This is a genomic window from Dehalococcoidia bacterium, from assembly GCA_035528575.1.
GTDB lineage: Bacteria > Chloroflexota > Dehalococcoidia > E44-bin15 > E44-bin15 > DATKYK01.
This window is the reverse complement of the sequence record DATKYK010000024.1, coordinates 79,943-98,774: the sequence shown is the minus strand read 5'-3', so window position 1 is coordinate 98,774 and position 18,832 is coordinate 79,943. Positions and strand designations below refer to the sequence as shown.

Here is an 18,832-nt window from a genome sequence, read left to right as displayed (position 1 = left end):
GGCTACGCAGGACACAAGAGGTGGTGGAAAGGGTGGAGGGGTGATGCGGGTTTACATCACACAGACATCACACATATTGTGTAAAATGCCGTTAAGTCATAGAATATCCTTAGTCGAGGGTCTTGGTGGTGACTCATTGACTAGTCAGTATATAGGAGCCAGAGAGACACCAAGGCAGGGTATTGAAACGGGGATTTTTCCTCAATCTACGTTTGTGAACTGCCCCCGGTAATTCCCAAGCAAGGGGTCGTGGGTTCGAATCCCATCACCCGCTCCAGAAATCAAATACAAAATAGTTATCCACTGTTAACAGAAATTGTTAACAAATTCCTCTGCTCAAAGGAATCACAACTAAGACAAAGCACCAAACAGCTTTATGAGTATTGCCTCACTAATTTCGCTTACAGCTACAGTTTAAACCCCGAAGGTATTAACCAATTCTTAAGTCGACCTCAGCTAGGAAATGGTAAGTTTGTTTACTAACGAGTGATTAAAATGCTCCTCCGCAGGCTCGAAGATAAAACAGGGATTCGTTATAACCCTCACAGCTTCAGAAGGGGCTTTGCCTGTAGACTTCATAGAAAAGGTTTAGCAAGGCTTGGTGGTTGGGAATCCCTACAGATGGTGCAGAGATACACGGCATCTATAAGCTTTGAGGATTGCCTTACGCATTATAGAGAGAAGTTGGGATAAATCGTGTTTAAGGCCTGGAGATGGTGCAGCGATATGCCAGGTCGGTTACATTTGAGGATAGCTTGAGGTTTTACAGGGCGCCATTGGGGTGAAATTTGGTCTAATAGTAACTATGTATCTGAAGTACACCATTTTTATGGGGGTATTACACTAGGGGACATATTCGTATGCTTGTCGTATTAATTGCATCGCATAGTTGAGCTGGTCTTCCTGGATAATATTAAATTGAGTATTTAATTTGCCATATCTCCAACTTGTAGGGATCTGTGATGACCATCTTTTAGGGTCTCCAATTCTCTTATCGCCCATTTTGATGTAAATAACAAGTCGATTATTCTTAGACTGAGGTAATATCGTAGCGAATGTAGAGGTTTTTCGATAATCAATGTACCAACCACCGACTTTTTCACGGACTTCATCGCCAAGTTCCAAGATTCTATTGCGTAACTCATAAAATATACCTTTCAATTCGGGCGAAGCTTTCTCGATAATATCCTCAATAGTTTTCTCTACTACCTCTTCTTTTGGTGGTTCTGCCCCTTTGGGGAGCTTTATTTTTCTAGGTACTGTAACATCTTCAATGCTGAGGAGATTCCCATAGAAAGAATACCTCATAAGTTCTACTGAAGGTAATACCATATCAGTTGCAGACAACTCTTTAATGTCATAACTCTTTGCTATTATCAATAGCCTTGGCGCAGAGGACCAGTTGACTTTTATAGGTCCAAATTTCTCTTTTGCCAATAGCTCGTATGTTTTGCGGTTTTGTGTTAGCCACTGTAGATAGAATAAACCTTGTATTATCGCTCCAGGGTCGTGACCCCACTTGTATTCAATTACGACGGGAACATTGTGCTCATCTATACCCAAACTATCTATACGCCCATTGGGAATGGGGAATTGGCTCGCTATCAGACGAACACCTGTAATCTCTTCTAGATTCTTATCGAATAGTGTTTGAAGTTCTGCTTCGTTAGAAAATTCCTTCGTCTGAATAGTTTTGGCTTTTCCCTGGTCAATGTTAAACAGTGGCATCCAATTAACTCCTTTTAGAGTTTATCAACATTGAGCGTTGCTTGCGGGTGTGATAATACTTCTTATAGCTTTGGCTGTCAATGCTGTGGTTAAAAGAGAAGGGGCCACCCATTATCGGGTAGCCTGCGTGACGTGGTTAGCCTAGCTAATTGCAAAACCTAATACGAACTTCGAGGCCTATTAAATTATGATTCTATTTGTAGAGTGCTATAATAGTCCCAGAGAAATCCCGATTTCAAGTTATATAGACGATTAGTGAAGATCATGTGGGAATTTGCGAATGATAAGAGAATGCCAAAATCAGGCTTAGGGAAGTTCTGGGATTGTTATAACTACTTGAAGGTAATGCTATTCGGTTATATTAAACATTAATTTGAGTTGGTAGACTGGTCTAACCAGCTAGTACAAAATGGTAAGGGTGATAATATCTACAGCGAACTACGAAAGCGCTGGAACGAGATAGTAAATAATCCCAATTTGAAGCAGCACTTCCCGAGACTGAATGGTGTGTTTTATGAGGCCTTATTTTATTACTGTGTAATAAAGCAGGTTTGCTTATATAGACAGGGCACTTGGTTTGTTCTACAGGGATGGATGGAAATGCCACAGGAAGGCCCCATCGATTTGGAAATTGTACCAATTTTTGAAGTTGTTCCGAGGTTGCTTATAGTAGATGGCAAGCGTGTAGCTCCTCAAGTGAATGCGGATTTTCTTATACTGTATCCCAGTAAGGAAAATCGAACACCAGTCTGGTTAATTGACGTTAAATCAAGTAAATCCTTCTTAAATAGTATTAAAGAACTTGAGAAATTAGAATGGCAATTTACAGGAGCAAATTACTACGGTGGAAACTTCCAAGTAGCGTATCCAAAATCAGATCATGCATATCCCAAACACCTTAATGATTGGATAGTGATACCTAAAGGTGCCCAGACTGTCGATGAGCTAGTAAGACAATCTATGCAACCTCATAATAAATAACGCCACTAGAACAACCGAAGTATTGACCGTTACTATGATAAGCTCGAACTATAAAGATTAGAATTAATAAATTATGGCGTTGGTGTTTATGAAATGGATGATGAACTAACGAAACAGGAACGAGAACGCTTTAGTCCACTAGGAGTTGGCATCCTCTGGTTTGGAATAGGAGCTACGTTACTGGCACGTGGCGAACTGGATATTTACAGTATAGTGTTGGCATGGATTGCATTATCATTTGCAATAATCCTCATGTCGGCTGTTCTGTGTTATCATTTCGCAAATTGGTTAAATAATTGGCGCTACAGAACAAGAGTATCACTGATATCATTAGAAATATTCTTATTAGCTTTCATTATTAGTTGGATAGGAGGCTTTTCAGAAGTTGAGGGCATTATATTTCATTCTTTATTCTGGATTGGGTTAGCGTGGTTCGCAGTAATTCTATTGGTTTTTGTTAGTCAAGCGTCCCATAGGTACCGTTCGCTAGTATTAGTTTTACTCATTTGTCTCACTATTATCGGTACAGTAATCCTATTTGACGAAAAATGGCAGGGAGGTGTCTTCTTAATTATTATCACTCTATTGGCCTTTCCCGTTGCTATAGGGAGGTGGAGGATATGGGATACTTTTACTCTTTAAACTAATCTCTATGACATTGGTTGAAGTTTAAAGAGTCGCAGGGATGTTAGGCTCAATGATGAGGGCAGGCAGTAGTAAATGGGTAGTAAAAGTATAGTCATCGAGATATCAGTCCATCAATCCGCTGCTCCAATCACACACGAGTTGGCAGTTTAGAGCCATACCCTAGGCTAAGTTTGCCATGCGATTCTTTTTAGCATTCCTATGGCGCAAATTCTCCAGATGAAAAAACTAGATAGACGAGGATTAAGCTTGTCGAGCTTTTAATATGGTGGGGAATAGTCAAAGATGTGGTTAATTACAACAGGAAGCGGGATTTTGGGTCTAGTTTACCCGGTCTTATCTACCGCGGAAAAAAACTCCCAAATATGGCTTTTCCAATAAGGGGCTCTCAGCGAGCCTCAGGGCTAGATTGATGTTGTCGGGATCGTGGAGCCATGGCTTCTCTTTTGACGAATCTGGCAACTCCACCGGTTCTCCCTCTCTCAGGTAGCTTGCTCTCTCTTTCAGTAGGCTGAATAGAAACGGAGGATCGAAGGTAGCACAGGGAGTCAGCACGAGGATGAAGGAAAACCCTTTGTGTTTAATCCCTTCACCTATTAGCCCGGCGAGATGGGGGACATTGGTAGCAATTCCCTGGGCAATAAAGCTTGACAGCGTGGAAACATTGTAGCTTAGCATATCTAGCATTGGGTCTACTGGCGGATAGAGTTGCCAGGATAGAAACGGACTTTCACCCCTTTCCAGATGAGGAGTGGTAGGGCTGATCTGGCCTTTGGTCAGGGCGTACACAAAGTTATTGACCATGATACAGGTTATATCGATGTTCCTCCTTACCACATGGGGAAGATGTCCTGCTCCAATACTGAATAAATCACCATCCCCGCCTATAGCTAGCACTGTTAGTTCAGGACTGGCCAGTTTTGCTCCCTGTGCAATTGGCACCGCCCGCCCGTGGAGAGCATTGATGCCGTAACTGTCAACATAAGCGGGGATCCTTGATGAACAACCGATACCGGAAACAATGAGAGTTTTATGTTTGGGTATCCCAAGGTCAGGCAGCACTATTCTGGTGAGGGCGCTAAGTATGCCGAAATTACCGCAGCCCCGGCACCAGACGGGCTTCAATTTTGTCCTGTAGTCAGCGGTTTTCCTCACCTGGTTAACTCCGTTATGGGACCAGCCAGCTCTTTCCGCCGGAAGGTTTGACCGCCGGCTCTGGCGTAAATTTCGGTTGACTTGGGTAAATCTAGTTGAGAGCGGAGGTAACGATGAAGTTGCCCAGAGTAATTCATCTCTATCACCAGCATTTTCTCTGTCGATTTTATGAACCCCTTGACTCTCTCCGGTAGGGGGTGAATTAGCTCGGGAATGCATATCTTAATCGTGTCCTGTAGTCCCAGGTCTTTAACTGTTTCCAGAACCACCTGGGCGGAGGAGCCCCAGGTTATTACTCCCCTGCTTGATTCTTCTTTTCCTAAAACCTTTACCAGCTCATCCCGGTGGCAGAGTGGTATGAGCTTGCTCCACCTTTTTAGGTGCATTATTTGATTGGTCTCGAAATCGAAAGATGGTTCGCCCTTCTCGTTGTGAGCCAGGCCAGTGGTTTGATATGCCAGTCCTTCACTACCAACATCTGCCATGGGTGAAATAGAGTCCTCGGTTAATCTATAGCGATAATATTCATCAAGGGTGTTTGTGGCACGTTTTGCGCTCTCGGCGGGGTAGTATTTTCTTAAAAACTCATCGCTTGTGGAAATAAAGGTTTGTCCTAGATACTGGTCGGAGAGGAGAATAACCGGTGTCTGAAATTGCTGGGCGATGTTGATGCTCTCTATAGCTAAGCGGTAACATCCCTCCATGTCGTAGGGAGCAATAACTACCCTTGGGGCGTCACCATGACCACCGTAGATGGCATGGTTGAGGTCTGATTGCTCGGACCTGGAGGGTATTCCCGTGGACGGTCCACAACGCTGAACATCGATAATCACCAACGGTATCTCAGCGGCTGTGGCTAAGCCCAGCATCTCGGTCATGAGGTCAAATCCTGGACCGCTGGTGGCGGTCATTGCTTTTGCACCGGTTAGTGAAGCCCCGAGAGCCATCCCGGATGAAGCGATTTCATCCTCCGCCTGAAGAAAAACACCCTTTCCAAGGGAGAGCTCCAGCTGCATTTCATTCATAATTTCTGCTGCCGGTGTGATGGGATAGCCAAAGAATACCCGGCAACCGGCACGGATCGCTGCTCGCGCCATGGCGGCATTACCATGCATAATCAGCTTGGTGGAATTATCCCGTGCTGGTGATAATCGTAGCTCGGGAAAAGAGAAATCGGTAAATAGTTGCCCTCCCGCTTCGAGAGCCGGTATATTCTGCTTCAATAGTTTCAGCTCTTCATCCTCATCAATCGCTATCTTCACCTGGTCTTCGTCAAGGGCCAGTATTCTAAGTAATACGCCGAGCGCCACGATATTTTTATCTATGGTGGAGCCGGTTACCTCGTGACTTCTCTTGGAAAAATCGACCTGATAGGAAGTCTCAGGTAAATTGAATTCGGTTGAGGGATTATTTTCGAAAAGTACCAGGCTTTCTCCTTTTAGTTCCAGCTCGTGCTCAAACTCCAGATATTTTTCCCAGTTAAAACATACCAAGATATCCAGACTGTCTTCGGGTAGGGAGAGACATCTACCATCGAGACCTAGTTTTACCGCTGAGCCTCCACCCCTGATCTGGGCTCCATAATAGCGGGGCATCTGGCTGAAGTACCCTTGCCAGGCAGCAAGCCTTTGCAGCAGGCTGCCCAGCACCACTACTCCATCGCCGCCAGCGCCCACGATTCCGATGGTTAAACTATCTCTCATCCGTCTGCTTTTGTGCTACCCTGCTACGGTAGGCCCTTACAATATCATGACGGCGTAAAACTCCAAGCAAGCGACCCGGGTCCTGGGGATCAACGACGGGTATACGCCCGTAATCTTTCTCGCTAGCCTGTAATACCTCATAAAGGGTTTGGTCCGGGTAAGCTACTATTGGTGCTTGAGTGGCAACTTCGCCTACCGGACGGTCAGTATTCCCACTCTGTATTGAACGTTCTAGGTCTGCCAGTGTAACCACGCCAAACAGACGCCCCTCATCGTCAAGAATGGGGAAACCATGATGACCTGTGTTGCGAGCCAGGTTAGTTACTTCCTTCAGTGCCATGATGGAAGAAATTGTGGGGAAATCGCGGGTCATTACCTCTTTTACCCTGACTATCTTCATCACATCAGCTAGCTCTTCGCGGCGAATCTTCAATTCCTCCTAGCTGTTATTCACTGTGAACCTTCGATCCACCTTGCCTCCGACCTCTTTAACTACCATGTTGGAATACTGCTTGCGGTAATCTATACTAATGTAATTCATAGCACCCTCCTTCCTGTTTTTCTCTGTTACGGTTAGAGCCTTGGAAGCGGTACTACGCTCTCAAGTTGCCTCTTCAGGAAAATCCATATGTTGGATAAAATAGTGGTTGAAGTCGAGACGGGTGGACAGCTCGATATGCTCAATGGAGTTCGAAAGCTGGTTAGCCATTTGCCAGTAATTCTTGGATAAGAGTACCATGGAAGCCCCCGTGCTAGCAGCGTTGCCGAGAGATGTGATTAAGTCGGGATCGAACCCGGGAATTAGGCCAATGCGCACCGCGCTGTAAGGGTCGACATAATTTCCAAGGGCACCTGCCAGGTACACACGCTGGATGTCCTTAGTTTCGATACTCATTTCATCCATTAAGGTTTTTATGCCGGCAGCAATAGCCGCCTTGGCGAGCTGAAGCTCGCGGACGTCTTTTTGAGTGAGGTAGATAGGCTTTTGTTCGTAGCCTTCATCTGCCGAGGCGATTAGAAAATGATTGACCCCGGAGTGATGGATTACTCTTGAACTCAAGCCCTCGGCTTCTCCTTCCTCGTGCCGGCGAATGAGGCCCTCATGATCTATGATGCCTAAATCTAGGAGCAGGGCGACCAATCCAACTAATCCACTCCCACAGATGCCTTTGGGAGTGATATTGCCAATGACCTGATAATTAAGATTACCTTCATCCAGCCTAACAGCTTCAATCGCCCCGGCCTTGGCGATCATTCCGTGGGAAATTCTGGCACCCTCTAAGGCGGGACCAGCAGCAGCTGAGCACGTCATCAGTCTATTGCGATTTCCCAGGAAGATTTCTCCATTGGTGCCAAGGTCCAGCCCGAGTATGACTTCATCTTCCTGCTCCCAAGCGCCCGAGGCAAGAATGACACTGATCAAATCACCGCCAATGTAACCGGATCTCGTGGGCATAACGTAGAATAGGGCCTCGGGATGTAATTGTAGGCCAACCTCCGCTGCTTTCAAAACCAGACCGTCGGTTAAAACCGGGGAGAAAGGTGCCTCGGCAATCCGTGAAGGGTTCAGGTTCAGCAGTAAATGCTGCATAGTAGTGTTACCCGCTGCGACGGCAATAAAGATGTCGTCTCTTTCGAGCCCAGCAGTTCTTAAAAGGCGTGCTGTAATCATATTCAGATCGTTGATGAGAAGATTATGAAACCTTTTCAGTCCGTATGTGTGATCTATTATGTAATGAAGACGACTTATTACGTTTGTGCCATACTTCATCTGACTATTGAGCAATGAAACAACGGAAGCTTCAACCCCGTCTGCTAAGTTGATTAGCTTGCCTACCAGTGTACTGGTGCCCAGGTCGAAGACCAACCCAAAGTGACAGTCCACTTCCTCCCAGCTCTGCCAAGCAATCAAGTGGTTTCCATGAAGCACTGCTGCTCCGTGGAAATCGGTTTCTGCTAACATCCGCGGTAATGTGCGTAGACAATGGAGCGAGGCTCCCATGTCGTCATATTCGGGACCCATTGCCATTTTGATCATATCCAAATCTGAAAGCCCCTCATTCTGGAGTTCGGGAGGCAAGGTAACCAGACGTTTGGTGATAAGTGGCAATGGATGTAAAAAGGGCCGGTGGCCTGACTTGAGAATCTGATAAGATTCTGCGTTAGAGACAGCTTCCCCTGTGTGGATTACTAAGTCCTTGTTCACCTGGGTGCGGCAGGCGAGGCGGATTCCTTGTGCAAGCTCTTCATCATCAAGGAGCTCTTCTTCCTCATTGGATGGCGGACCTATCGCTGAGATGACTCTAATTTTACATTTGCCGCATTTTCCCAGTCCGCCGCACTCTCCAGCTAGCTCTATATCCGCCTCCTGCAATGCATTCCAGACGGTCTCACCCTGACGAACCTTAAGCCAGAGGTCATCAGGTAAGACGTTTAACCAGATATACGCTATTTTTTGTTTCCTGGATGGAGCGGGTGTAATAGCAGGTCGCTTTTCCTTAACCAGTTTTTTATTCTGAGTCTTTTCCATATTCACTGCTCACTTAGGTTGGCGATCTTTTTTAAGTACAATCATAAGGCTTCGATCTTTAATAAGTACACGCTAGATTATCTCGATGAGTTTCTTTTCCAGAGACGAATAATCCGCATCGCTAGTCTCCAGAAATAGCGACAGGAATTCAGCTATTTCGCTTGCCCTGGGCGCCAGATCCGGGTCCGAGGGCTGCCGAACATAGAGCAATCTCTGGTAGTGTTCAAAACAACATTTTCGCATCTCCTCATCATGAAGCTCAAGCGGTTTAATGCAATACTCCTCGAAGTTAAGGATAAGGTCTTTCTCAAGGAAATAGGTGCCTGCGATCTCTTCAATGAGCTGACGGAATCGCTCACTGCCGAGAAGCATTTCATAGCAGTAATGCCCGGGCACTTTGATAGCGCCGTGCTGTTGGCAGAAGACTTCGATACCAGGGAAACAATTCCCATAGAGGCATATGATCTTCTCATTCCTTTTTTGGGCGGAAGCGATCTTTTTATTCAGGCGTTCCTTTAGATATTGTGGCCTCAGATGAAGATTGGAGGGTAAATAGGTCGAGCGTAGATGGGGGTATCTGTAATCAAGCTGGAGATGCTCCATAGCTGGCTTGAAGACGGCACAGGTAATAATGCGTGTGATGATTGAGGTTTTATGGGAAATCTTCGTTATTTTCATGCTATAGAAGTCGGCTACCGGGAAAGGCCTTTTTTATCTCTGAGATCAAATCCAGGTCCAGAAGCCCTTCCTGGTGCTCCTCCAGGATGGTTTGTACCAGGTCATGGGCCCGGCTCAACATATCCGGTCGGCCCCTTTCCTCCCAGATATCCAGGTTACACCGCACACTTAGATTAGGATAGAAGAATTCGTCCATCATATGATCGATGGTGTGGTCTTCGGTTACGAAGTCCCCGCCGGGTCCCACTTTCTCTATAACATCGAAGCCCATAGTATCTTGGTTCACCTTAATACCCGCTAGTATGCGGCGGATCATGCCGATAATCTCGTTATCGATTACATATTGTTCATAAGAGATTGAATTACCCGAATCCAGCATTCCGGCTGCTAGGTGAATGTAGTCTGCTCCTGTCAGGGCCACTGTCAAATTGGAAAAATGCTTCTCAAAGCCAGCCTGGATGTCGGGCCTTTTGGCCTCGGTGATTCCGCCCGAGGCGTAAATGGGCAGGTTATAAAGCTTTGCCAGTTGGACCGCAGCAGCGTTCATCAAACCCATTTCTGCAGAGCCAATGGTTAGTTCCATGGTGCGTAAATCCATTGCCATAGGCACAGCGCCATAGAGAACATGGGCTCCGGGAGAGAGTACCTGGGTGATGGCCACACCGGCGAGCGATTCTGCATGCATTTGGGAAAGGGTCCCTGCTAGGGTAGCGGGCGAGGTAGCACCAGCCATTGGTGCTGGCGCACAGGTTGCGGGAATGCCGTGGGTGGTGCAGAAATTGAGAATTCTTAATGTGTTGGAATCAATGGAGAGGGGACTTATAGTATTGGTAATCACAGAAACGAAGGGCTTCTCGCGGAGTTTGGTCTCTCCCCCGGCGATGATACTAGCAAGTTTCCACATCTGCTTGGTGCCGTGCAAATCATCGCAACCCCCCATTACGTGCTTGGTGGTATGGTTGAAAGCGTTATAGAAATCGAGCAGGTGGTAGTTTACCGGTTTTACATCATGTGCCTGGCAGGAGATTATATATGAATGAATATTATCCAGGTGATCCACCAGGGCGGCGGTGTTTGCTACATCCCTCAACATGGTGAGACGGTAGCCGCCGGTTGCCATATCGAGAATGCGGAATACCCGCCCCCCGTTGGCGAAGTAGACGTTGCCTTCCCCCAGGTGAAGGTCGTTCCTGCCGTCTCGAGAGTACAGGGTAAAGCGGGAGGGGGCCTGCCTTAAGAACCCATCAAGCCAGTCCTGCTCAAAGCGAACCCTCTGGTTGTCATAATCGACCCGGGCCCCTGCCTTCTTCATTACGTTGAGAAAGGTATTATCATTAACCCTGATCCCGACGCGTTCCAGTATCCGGCGTCCCGTCCGGTCGATCTGCTTCACATCTTCAAGGGTAAGCGGCTGGAATGATGGCAAACTTGTTCCCATAGTTGCTATCCACATCATCGCCCGTATAAGATGCGATCGATTCCTCCTAATACTTCATCGGTTTTAGGCTCCACTTGATGTTCTGAGAGGATCCTTTTGACCTCGATATTGCAACGCTTATACAGGTCCATTGCTCCTGCCTCTACCCAGGAATCATAGCGGGAGCGGTCCAGAAGCTTGGGCAGAAACTGAGCCTGCATGAAATGTTCAAAGGTGTGATCGTCCATGAGGAAGATGGAGCCGGGACCCCCGCTTGTCACCCTTTCTATTACCTCTAGGGCAAGGGTTTGCTCACTTACAGGAATTCCCCGGGTGAAAAAGCGGCTCATGGCAACAAGTTCGTCAGCCATGGTAATCATCTCCAGCGAGGAGGTACTCCCGTATTCTAGGAAACCAACATCGTGGATTAGATTGGCTCGAGAAAGCATGGCACTTATGATAGAAAACATGGCTTCGGCCCCTGCCTGTGCATCCATGATTTTAGCATCCGAAGCCCCGGCAAAAGCCCAGATGGGCAGCCCATAGATTTCATCGCGCATGTCGGCAAGGGCGGCCTGTGTGAGGCTCCACTCGGGGCAACCATATGATACCACGGTGGACTTCATATCCAGAACGCTGACGTTGGGGCCAAAGAGGAATGGGGAGCCTTTGCCAGCTAGCTGATGTACGACGAGTCCTACCAGGTTTTCCGCTATACCTAAAGCCATGGCTCCGGCAAGTGTGACCGGGGCTCCGCCTCCGGCATTAGATCCGGAGGGAAGGCAAATAGGTATCTTTTTTTTAGCACAGAAAATGAGCTTTTCCATAACGTTCTGGGGAAAGCGCAGGGGGCTGATGGCCTCTGAGTAATTGAGTAAAAACGGCTTCTCTTGGAGCTTAGTTTCACCACCCACCACCCGGCAGGCGATGTCGTAAATCTTGGCGAGGTCTCGGCCACTATCGGCGATGAATACTATGGGCTTGTTGGTGTTTTTGACCATCTCGGCAAAGACATAAAGGTAAATATCCTCGACTGGGACATCCTCGGGGTTGGCCATGGACATGGCAAAAGCCATATTCTCCAGCCCGTCCACCAGCCTGGCGAAATTGGTAGCATCTTTCAGGACCGTCCGGCGACGCTCGCCGGTTTCCAAATCCAGAGTGAAGGTAGCGTCTGAACCGGTGCCATAGAAAGTATTACCGTCCGCGAGTGGCATCGTTTTGTTCCCCTTCTGGTCATACAGGTCGATCTGTTTGGGGGCTGAACTCAGGGCCTGTTCAAAGATATAAGCGGGCAGCTTAACCCAATCGGCGGAAATCTGGCAGCCGGCATCGGCGAGCATTTCCAGTGCGCCGGGGTGCTCCATCTTGAATCCGGTCTTTTCCAGGATCTCTAGAGCGGCAGCGTGGATTGCCATCGCCTGTTCACGGTTCAAGACCTTGAGCCGTGGTTGAAAGGTGGGAACATCCATCGGTTTTTACTCCTTTATGAAGGTAACAATTACAAAAATCTTCAAGAAATGCCCAGCAGGTCTTTGGCTTTGCTTACGGCCGAACCGGCATCGGATGCGTAAGAGTCTGCCTTGATCTCATGGGCGTACTTATCAGTAACCGGTGCTCCCCCAATCATAATCTTAACTTTAGCCCTGATACCGGCTTTCTTTAGTGCATCGATAGTCTTAGGCATCGATGGCATGGTGGTGGAGAGCAATGCCGACATGGCAACGATGTCCGGCTCGACCTCTTTCGCCTTCTGGACAAAGCTATCGGGGGAGACATCTACACCCAGGTCGGTGATGGTGAATCCGGCGCCCTCCAGCATCATGGAAACCAGGTTCTTGCCGATGTCATGCAGGTCGCCCTTGACGGTCCCGATCAGCACCTTCCCCTTGGAGATGACATCACCTTCCTTAAAGAAAGGCTGGAGCACTTTCATGCACTCCTGCATTGTCTTTGCGGAGCGCAGCATCTGGGGGACGAATATAAGCCCCTTACTATATCTCTCGCCCACCTCGTCCATGGCGGTAATTAGCCCGTTATCGAGGATGCTCCGAGCACTGTCGCCGGCATCCAGAGAGCTCTGAGTCTCCGCCGCAGCAGCCTTCATATCTCCCTTGATTATAGATTCCATGAGTGTCTTGTATTCACCCATTTTCAGCCTCCTTAGATAAGTTTCGTTTAAGTATAATTTATCCTCCGCTAATAAGACCACTTTGGTAGGCGTTAATGAAGTTTTCGCAGTATTCATCCCGGCCCAGAAGCATCTCAACTGCCAGCAGGGTTGCCATGAGCTGCTTGTCGGTAGGGTCTAAAATGGCGGCAGACAGACCATAGGATATACAAAGGGCCAGGAAGTTGCGGTTGATCAGGCGGCGTTCGGGAAGGCCGAAAGAGACATTGGAGAGTCCACAGACGGTATTAACGCCGGGAAATTGGTTCATGATTTTGCTGATGGCTCCCAGAGTGGCGATGCCCATGTGAGTCTCCACAGCAACCGGCTGCACCAGCGGGTCCACATAAATCCTCTCAAGGGGAATCCCCTCATCGGTGAGCTTACCTATAAGCTCCTCGCCGACCTGGACTCTCTCTTCCACGGTGGTGGGCATAAACGTTTTTGACATACAGAGGGCAACCACGTGGCAGGGCTGAGAAGTGATTATAGGAAGGACGTTTTGAAAGCGGGCCTCTTCCAGTGAGATGGAATTTATCATCGGTTCGCCCCTGTGGCATTTGATCGCTTCAGAAAGAGCCTTGGGATTTGGACTGTCCAGGCACAGGGGCAGGTCCACTTCACTTTGTACTGTCTTGACCAGCCAGCAGAGGCAATCAGCCTCTTGATCCAGAAAAGTGCCGGCGTTGACATCGATGTAATGTGCCCCGGCTTTGGCCTGATCCCGGGCCACCCTGGTGATAAATGCGGTGTCCCGTTTCCTAACAGCTCCCGCGATGCTCTTCCTGCTGGTGTTGATCTTCTCTCCAACGATGATCACCGTTTGTCCTCTCTTCTTAAGAATAACAAGGAGTAATACTGGAGATAGATAGCGGCTCTTTACTATACTAGAATAGCACGAATCGCGTCCTGTAACAAATCCAGATGTTTACTCTTGGGAGTGTCCATATCGGTTCCGTCAGGCTGGATGATAACCGCCCCCATATATACAGGCAAAGATAAAAGGAGTATCCATGTTACTACAGATGGCCGGAGTTATGCAATGAGAATAGCAGGAATCGCCATAGTGCTTGTGTTAGGCCCTGCCTTTCAATTTGCCAGATGCACACTAAGGTAAAGGAAGAGAAAGTGGTGTGTAATTTGGAAATTAGAAATTTGAACTTGTTAAGATATTAGTAATTAGTATACAACCTTTCTTTTTAGGGTTGAAATTCGAAATATGAAATCGTAACCGGTGGCGTTCTTGTTAATAAAGAGAGGGCACCACGTTATCTGAACAGCAGAAGTGGTAGGAATAGACATTAGATGTTGGTCTAGATTTCCTCGACTGCCAGCGGGTACTTCGACATTATCTCGCAGCCGGTTGCTGTTATGAGGATTGGGTTCTCATAACGGAACCCAATGTTTTCCTCTGGGCAGGCATATTGCATGGCACAAATAATCATTTCCCCAGACTGATACCTGTGGTCCGGGTTGGTCCAATAGGGAAACGGGCCATCGTTGAGGCCGATACGCCATTCATCTCCTGCCATCCCGATCCCGTGCTCGAAGCCGGGCACCATGTAATCAGCAAACCCCCGTTCCTCGCAGAAATCGAGCATCTCATCGGCGAGTGCAGATGGACTTATGCCCGGGCGGTAGGTCGCAAGGCAAAGGTTTACCAGGTCAACGAAGTTCCGGGCATGCCATTTCTGGCGCTTGGTTACTGGTGCCAGCAGGTAGTTATGCGCATGGTCGCCCAGTGCCAGCTTAAACATAGCGTGCAGGTCAACCGTCAGTGGTTCCCCCGGCTGGAGATTCCTTCTCGATGCGGGGGTACAGGCTCCTGCTGCCAGTCCGGTACGGTACCCGGAGGCAATTTCGTTGCCACCGGTGAAAGACCATTCCCATTCACTCCCGGACTTCCTCATTGCATATGCGGCCAGTCCGGCAATCTCGGTCTCCGTCATTCCTTTGTAGCCGCCGTCTTTTATGGCTTTGTAAACCTCCTGATGCCCGGTATCAACGATGCGGGATGCTTCCCTGAAGCGATTGATAGTTCCTTCGTCTTTAATCAGTGATAGCCGGTCTACGATGTCGTGGATATTACGAAACCGGGCCTCCGGAAGGGCACCCTTCAAGCATTCATACTCATACTGGGTGATATGCCCCTCGGGGAGATAGGTGCCCATACCGCTTTCAATGCCAATCACTCCGCCATTGCTGCTGAGATGCGGCTCTATCAGGCTGGACAGCAGGGTAATCTGGTCCTGACCCCCCATAGGGCCGTATCCGATAACATGCTCCTCATCCAGCCAGGAGTCATCGGCTACCCTGGAGGCATCGATAACGAAGGTTAAGGCTATGGGCAGGCCCTCCGGTGGGATCACCACGTATGAGCGCCAGGGGCAAAAAGCACCCAGGGTCCAGGATAGGGTTCTCAGCCTCGATCCCAAATAGACATCAATTCCCTCGTTGGCCATCTCCGCCTGGATATCCTTGATCCTCTTGGCGAAGTCGATATAATATGGGTCGTTGTTGGGTGTGGTCTTCTTAGGCATTGCTCCCTCCGCGTGTTACTGCTTCAATACTCTGTGGGTATGGTGGCTATCACCTCGTTCAGCCGGTCAACAAGCGGTGACAATCGCAGCGCTTTTACCAGGGGTCCTTTGAGTTTCATCTTTCCAGACATAAGCGCTGCCCTCGCCTTGAGCTCTCCCCGAGAAATCCTGGCAAATAGCTCGTAATCTGCGGTAATGGTAAACTCAGCCCGGGTCAATTCACCCTCCCTGATAGAAACATCGGTTACAACACCATCGACAATCTCGTAGTAGACTGCCCGGTCCTTTCCATCAGGGCAACTGGTATTTACTGTCAACATGGATGAGGTGATATGCTTCATCCGCTCTGGGCTAAGTTTCTCGTTGACACGCCTGCAGACTTCCTCTGCCCACTCCGGACTTAAGTACTTGTACTTCTCCGCTCCCATAACTATTCCTCCCTATACAACCAAACACTCTCCCGTGTCACGATGAAATAGCGTGAAATATAGGCATATGTCCAGGCGCTATTTTATCACAAGGGAAAGCGAAATTGTCACTGTTCACTACTATGAACTTCTTCAATGCTGTCGGGTCTCGATTCAGAACGTATGTGATATGCAAATATATCGGTTGCTAACTGTTTACATAATGTTAAATATTCAAAGCCTTTAACACATTCATATAACCTCCAGAATGGCGACTGATGTTGATAGTAGCCGTCAGGTAACGTTAACTTGATAACCAAGGCGGAAGCTGCTAAAGTTTGGCGGACGGCGACAGGGGGGAGAAGCGCGGTCATGGGGAAATCGCCAGAACCTTTATATCGTGATAGAGGCCATAGGTATGGAGCATACAGAAGGTAGGTTCTCAGGGTGCAGAGGACTTACCCTTTACTATCGGTGCTGGTTGCCGGAGACGGAAGCGAAGTCGATCTTGCTGGTGGTGCACGGCTGGGCCGAGCACAGCGGGCGATATACAAACCTGGTCGATCACCTCGTACCAAAGGGCTATGCTATCTATGCCCACGACCATCGAGGTCATGGCATGTCAGAGGGCAGGCGGGGCTACGTTGAGCGGTTCTCAGACTATCTGGATGACCTCGAAACATTTATCCGAATAGTAAAAAATGAATATGCTGACACGAAGATTTTCCTTGTTGGCCACAGCATGGGAGCTACGGTAGCCACTGCCTATACGGCTACGGGCACTCATCAACAGGATCTGGCCGGGCTCATCCTTTCTGGAGTGGGTGTTAAGCCTGGCCAAAGCCTGTCATCTGCGCTGATTCCACTGGCTCGATTAATGTCCATTTTAACTCCAAAGGTGGGTGTGATGGTTCTTGACGCCTCTGCCATTAGCCAGGATAGGGCTGTCGTGGATGCATACATAAATGACCCGCTGGTCTACCGGGGTAAGATCACATGCCGCTTTGGCGCAGAGATGCTTAATACGTTACAAGAGCTACCGTCTGAGATGTCGCAGATTAACATACCCATATTGATTATGCATGGGACCGCTGATCGCCTGTGTGATCCTGATGGTAGCCAACTGTTGTACGAGCGGGTTAGCTCGAAGGACAAGACACTTAAGCTCTATGAGGGTTTCTACCACGAGATTTTCAACGAGCCGGGGCACAAGCAGGTGCTGGCCGACATGGGAGCGTGGCTAGATACTCGAATTTGAACTGGCCCAAAACCCTGAATGGTCAGCAGACTGATATATAAGCTCATATAATATGCTACATTACCGGCTCAGGTAAATACTTCCTAAGTCATGGAAATACTCATAAAGAAGGCCCGGGAGGATACCAATAGAGCGATGAAGCAGTATATCCTTTCGATAGACCAGGGAACCACCGGCACAACTGCCCTCTTAATCGGTCGGGATGGCAGCGTAAAGGGGCGTGGATATGCGGAGGTTAAACAGTACTATCCACAGCCGGGTTGGGTAGAGCAGGACCCCATGGAAATATGGCAGAGAACCCTTCAGGCAATAGAGGAGGCAAAGGGAAGCGCCGGTGCTAGCGATGCACACATCGCAGCTATCGGGATTGCCAACCAGCGCGAGACCACCCTGCTGATAAACAGGGAGACAGGCGAAGCTATAGGGCGCGCTATTGTATGGCAGTGCCGCCGCACCGCGCCCAGGTGCGACGAGCTGAGAGGTCAATCGCTGGCTGAGATGATCCGTGCCAAGACAGGCCTGGTAGTAGACGCGTACTTCTCCGGAACCAAGCTGGAGTGGATGTTGAATAATGTTCAGGGCGTGCGTAAACTCGCTGAACAGGGGAAAGCGCTATTTGCAACTGTTGATACCTGGCTAATATGGAAGCTTAGCGGCGGGTCGGTTCACGCCACCGATATTTCAAACGCGTCGCGGACAATGCTCTTCAACATCCATACCCTTGATTGGGACGATGACCTACTCCAACTATTCGGGGTCCCTCGAACCATGCTGCCGAGGGTTCAACCTTCCAGTGGTGTATTTGGCTATACCCGCGGCGATATTCCGGTGGCTGGCGTAGCTGGTGACCAGCAAGCGGCGCTTTTCGGCCAGGCCTGTTTTGAACCTGGTATGGTCAAGGTCACCCTGGGTACCGGTGCCTTCGTGCTGATGAACACTGGAAAGGATCCAGCACATTCCAAACACGGCTTGATAACCACCATAGCGTGGGGAATAGAAGACAATGTGGAGTATGCTCTAGAGGGCAGCATTTTTATTGCCGGAGCCGTTATTAAGTGGCTGAGGGATGAACTGGGGCTGATCGTCGATGCGGCGGAATCGGAGCGGTTGGCAGATGAAGTTGAGGACACAGGTGGGGTCTATTTCGTCCCTGCCTTCGTAGGCTTGGGTGCACCTCACTGGGATATGTACGCCAGAGGAACTATCATAGGTTTGACCAGAGGCACTCGCAAGTGTCACTTGGTGAGAGCGGCACTGGAGTCTATAGCTTACCAGGTGTGCGACGTGGTAAAGGCAATGACATCTGACTCAAGGCTGAGACCAACCGAGATTCGCGTGGATGGTGGAGCAGCCGCAAACGATTTCCTGGCCCAGTTCCAGGCCGATATGCTTGGTGTGAAGCTATTGCGTCCACTGACAGTGGAGACTACAGCACTGGGCGCAGCGTATCTTGCTGGTCTGGCGGTGGGGTTTTGGAGAGATCGTGACGAGGTAGCCTCGCTCTGGACCGCTGGTCAGCTCTTCACGCCTTCAATGGAACGGGAAAGGCGGAAGGCTCTTTACCGGGGCTGGCTGAGGGCTCTGAAGCGGTCTAAGCGATGGGTAAAATAAAGGATAAAC

The 18,832-nt window shown here is 48.8% G+C and carries 16 protein-coding genes; 4 read left to right on the top strand and 12 right to left on the bottom strand.

Annotated features, from left to right (window positions below; translation table 11 throughout):
* Positions 1-843: 843 nt before the first annotated feature.
* Positions 844-1,728, bottom strand: coding sequence for a DUF5655 domain-containing protein (locus tag VMX96_05905; GenBank protein HUU63436.1), 885 nt, complete (start codon positions 1,726-1,728; stop codon positions 844-846).
* A gap of 600 nt (positions 1,729-2,328) precedes the next feature.
* Here VMX96_05905 and VMX96_05900 point away from each other — a divergent pair.
* Positions 2,329-2,709, top strand: coding sequence for a hypothetical protein (locus VMX96_05900; protein ID HUU63435.1), 381 nt, complete (start codon positions 2,329-2,331; stop codon positions 2,707-2,709).
* Between the two features lie 93 nt (positions 2,710-2,802).
* On the top strand, positions 2,803-3,351 hold the full coding sequence (locus VMX96_05895) for a hypothetical protein (protein ID HUU63434.1): 549 nt from the start codon (positions 2,803-2,805) through the stop codon (positions 3,349-3,351).
* Between the two features lie 339 nt (positions 3,352-3,690).
* Here VMX96_05895 and VMX96_05890 read toward each other — a convergent pair whose 3' ends face one another.
* From VMX96_05890 to VMX96_05840, 11 genes are all read right to left on the bottom strand, one after another.
* Positions 3,691-4,509, bottom strand: coding sequence for a thiamine pyrophosphate-dependent enzyme (locus tag VMX96_05890; GenBank protein HUU63433.1), 819 nt, complete (start codon positions 4,507-4,509; stop codon positions 3,691-3,693).
* Positions 4,506-6,212: a 2-oxoacid:acceptor oxidoreductase subunit alpha gene (locus VMX96_05885; protein ID HUU63432.1), complete on the bottom strand. Its 1,707-nt coding sequence runs from the start codon at positions 6,210-6,212 to the stop codon at positions 4,506-4,508. Before VMX96_05885 ends, VMX96_05890 begins: the two co-directional genes overlap by 4 nt.
* The gene (locus tag VMX96_05880; GenBank protein HUU63431.1) at positions 6,202-6,645 is read right to left on the bottom strand and encodes a CBS domain-containing protein; all 444 of its coding nucleotides are present in this window, start codon (positions 6,643-6,645) and stop codon (positions 6,202-6,204) included. The genes VMX96_05885 and VMX96_05880 overlap by 11 nt, the downstream gene beginning before the upstream one ends.
* Before the next feature lie 168 nt (positions 6,646-6,813).
* On the bottom strand, positions 6,814-8,742 hold the full coding sequence (locus VMX96_05875) for an ASKHA domain-containing protein (GenBank protein ID HUU63430.1): 1,929 nt from the start codon (positions 8,740-8,742) through the stop codon (positions 6,814-6,816).
* Positions 8,743-8,814: 72 nt separating this feature from the next.
* A complete protein-coding gene (locus VMX96_05870; GenBank protein HUU63429.1) occupies positions 8,815-9,420 on the bottom strand; it encodes a DUF1638 domain-containing protein in 606 nt (201 codons plus the stop codon).
* A gap of 1 nt (position 9,421) precedes the next feature.
* Entirely contained in the window at positions 9,422-10,858 is a 1,437-nt protein-coding gene (locus VMX96_05865; protein HUU63428.1) for a trimethylamine methyltransferase family protein, read from the bottom strand.
* 14 nt (positions 10,859-10,872) lie between these two features.
* The gene (locus VMX96_05860) at positions 10,873-12,309 is read right to left on the bottom strand and encodes a trimethylamine methyltransferase family protein (protein HUU63427.1); all 1,437 of its coding nucleotides are present in this window, start codon (positions 12,307-12,309) and stop codon (positions 10,873-10,875) included.
* A 41-nt stretch (positions 12,310-12,350) separates the two neighbouring features.
* Positions 12,351-12,989, bottom strand: a complete 639-nt coding sequence (locus VMX96_05855) for a corrinoid protein (protein ID HUU63426.1) — start codon at positions 12,987-12,989, stop codon at positions 12,351-12,353.
* Between the two features lie 37 nt (positions 12,990-13,026).
* Positions 13,027-13,827: a methyltetrahydrofolate cobalamin methyltransferase gene (locus VMX96_05850; GenBank protein ID HUU63425.1), complete on the bottom strand. Its 801-nt coding sequence runs from the start codon at positions 13,825-13,827 to the stop codon at positions 13,027-13,029.
* 493 nt (positions 13,828-14,320) lie between these two features.
* Positions 14,321-15,547, bottom strand: coding sequence for a M24 family metallopeptidase (locus VMX96_05845; protein ID HUU63424.1), 1,227 nt, complete (start codon positions 15,545-15,547; stop codon positions 14,321-14,323).
* A 23-nt stretch (positions 15,548-15,570) separates the two neighbouring features.
* Complete coding sequence (locus VMX96_05840) at positions 15,571-15,975, bottom strand: SCP2 sterol-binding domain-containing protein (protein HUU63423.1); 405 nt, start codon at positions 15,973-15,975, stop codon at positions 15,571-15,573.
* 397 nt (positions 15,976-16,372) lie between these two features.
* Here VMX96_05840 and VMX96_05835 point away from each other — a divergent pair, with 397 nt between their 5' ends.
* Positions 16,373-17,212, top strand: coding sequence for a lysophospholipase (locus tag VMX96_05835; protein HUU63422.1), 840 nt, complete (start codon positions 16,373-16,375; stop codon positions 17,210-17,212).
* Between the two features lie 135 nt (positions 17,213-17,347).
* Positions 17,348-18,823: a glycerol kinase GlpK gene (gene glpK / locus VMX96_05830; GenBank protein HUU63421.1), complete on the top strand. Its 1,476-nt coding sequence runs from the start codon at positions 17,348-17,350 to the stop codon at positions 18,821-18,823.
* The last annotated feature ends 9 nt before the right edge of the window (positions 18,824-18,832 follow it).

Coding starts and splice junctions, on each gene's coding strand:
- VMX96_05905 (HUU63436.1), bottom strand. CDS start 1,728: ATGCCACTGTTTAACATTGACCAGGGAAAAGCCAAAACTATTCAGACG.
- VMX96_05900 (HUU63435.1), top strand. CDS start 2,329: ATGCCACAGGAAGGCCCCATCGATTTGGAAATTGTACCAATTTTTGAA.
- VMX96_05895 (HUU63434.1), top strand. CDS start 2,803: ATGGATGATGAACTAACGAAACAGGAACGAGAACGCTTTAGTCCACTA.
- VMX96_05885 (HUU63432.1), bottom strand. CDS start 6,212: ATGAGAGATAGTTTAACCATCGGAATCGTGGGCGCTGGCGGCGATGGA.
- VMX96_05875 (HUU63430.1), bottom strand. CDS start 8,742: ATGGAAAAGACTCAGAATAAAAAACTGGTTAAGGAAAAGCGACCTGCT.
- VMX96_05870 (HUU63429.1), bottom strand. CDS start 9,420: ATGAAAATAACGAAGATTTCCCATAAAACCTCAATCATCACACGCATT.
- VMX96_05865 (HUU63428.1), bottom strand. CDS start 10,858: ATGGGAACAAGTTTGCCATCATTCCAGCCGCTTACCCTTGAAGATGTG.
- VMX96_05860 (HUU63427.1), bottom strand. CDS start 12,309: ATGGATGTTCCCACCTTTCAACCACGGCTCAAGGTCTTGAACCGTGAA.
- VMX96_05855 (HUU63426.1), bottom strand. CDS start 12,989: ATGGGTGAATACAAGACACTCATGGAATCTATAATCAAGGGAGATATG.
- VMX96_05845 (HUU63424.1), bottom strand. CDS start 15,547: ATGCCTAAGAAGACCACACCCAACAACGACCCATATTATATCGACTTC.
- VMX96_05840 (HUU63423.1), bottom strand. CDS start 15,975: ATGGGAGCGGAGAAGTACAAGTACTTAAGTCCGGAGTGGGCAGAGGAA.
- VMX96_05835 (HUU63422.1), top strand. CDS start 16,373: ATGGAGCATACAGAAGGTAGGTTCTCAGGGTGCAGAGGACTTACCCTT.
- glpK (HUU63421.1), top strand. CDS start 17,348: ATGAAGCAGTATATCCTTTCGATAGACCAGGGAACCACCGGCACAACT.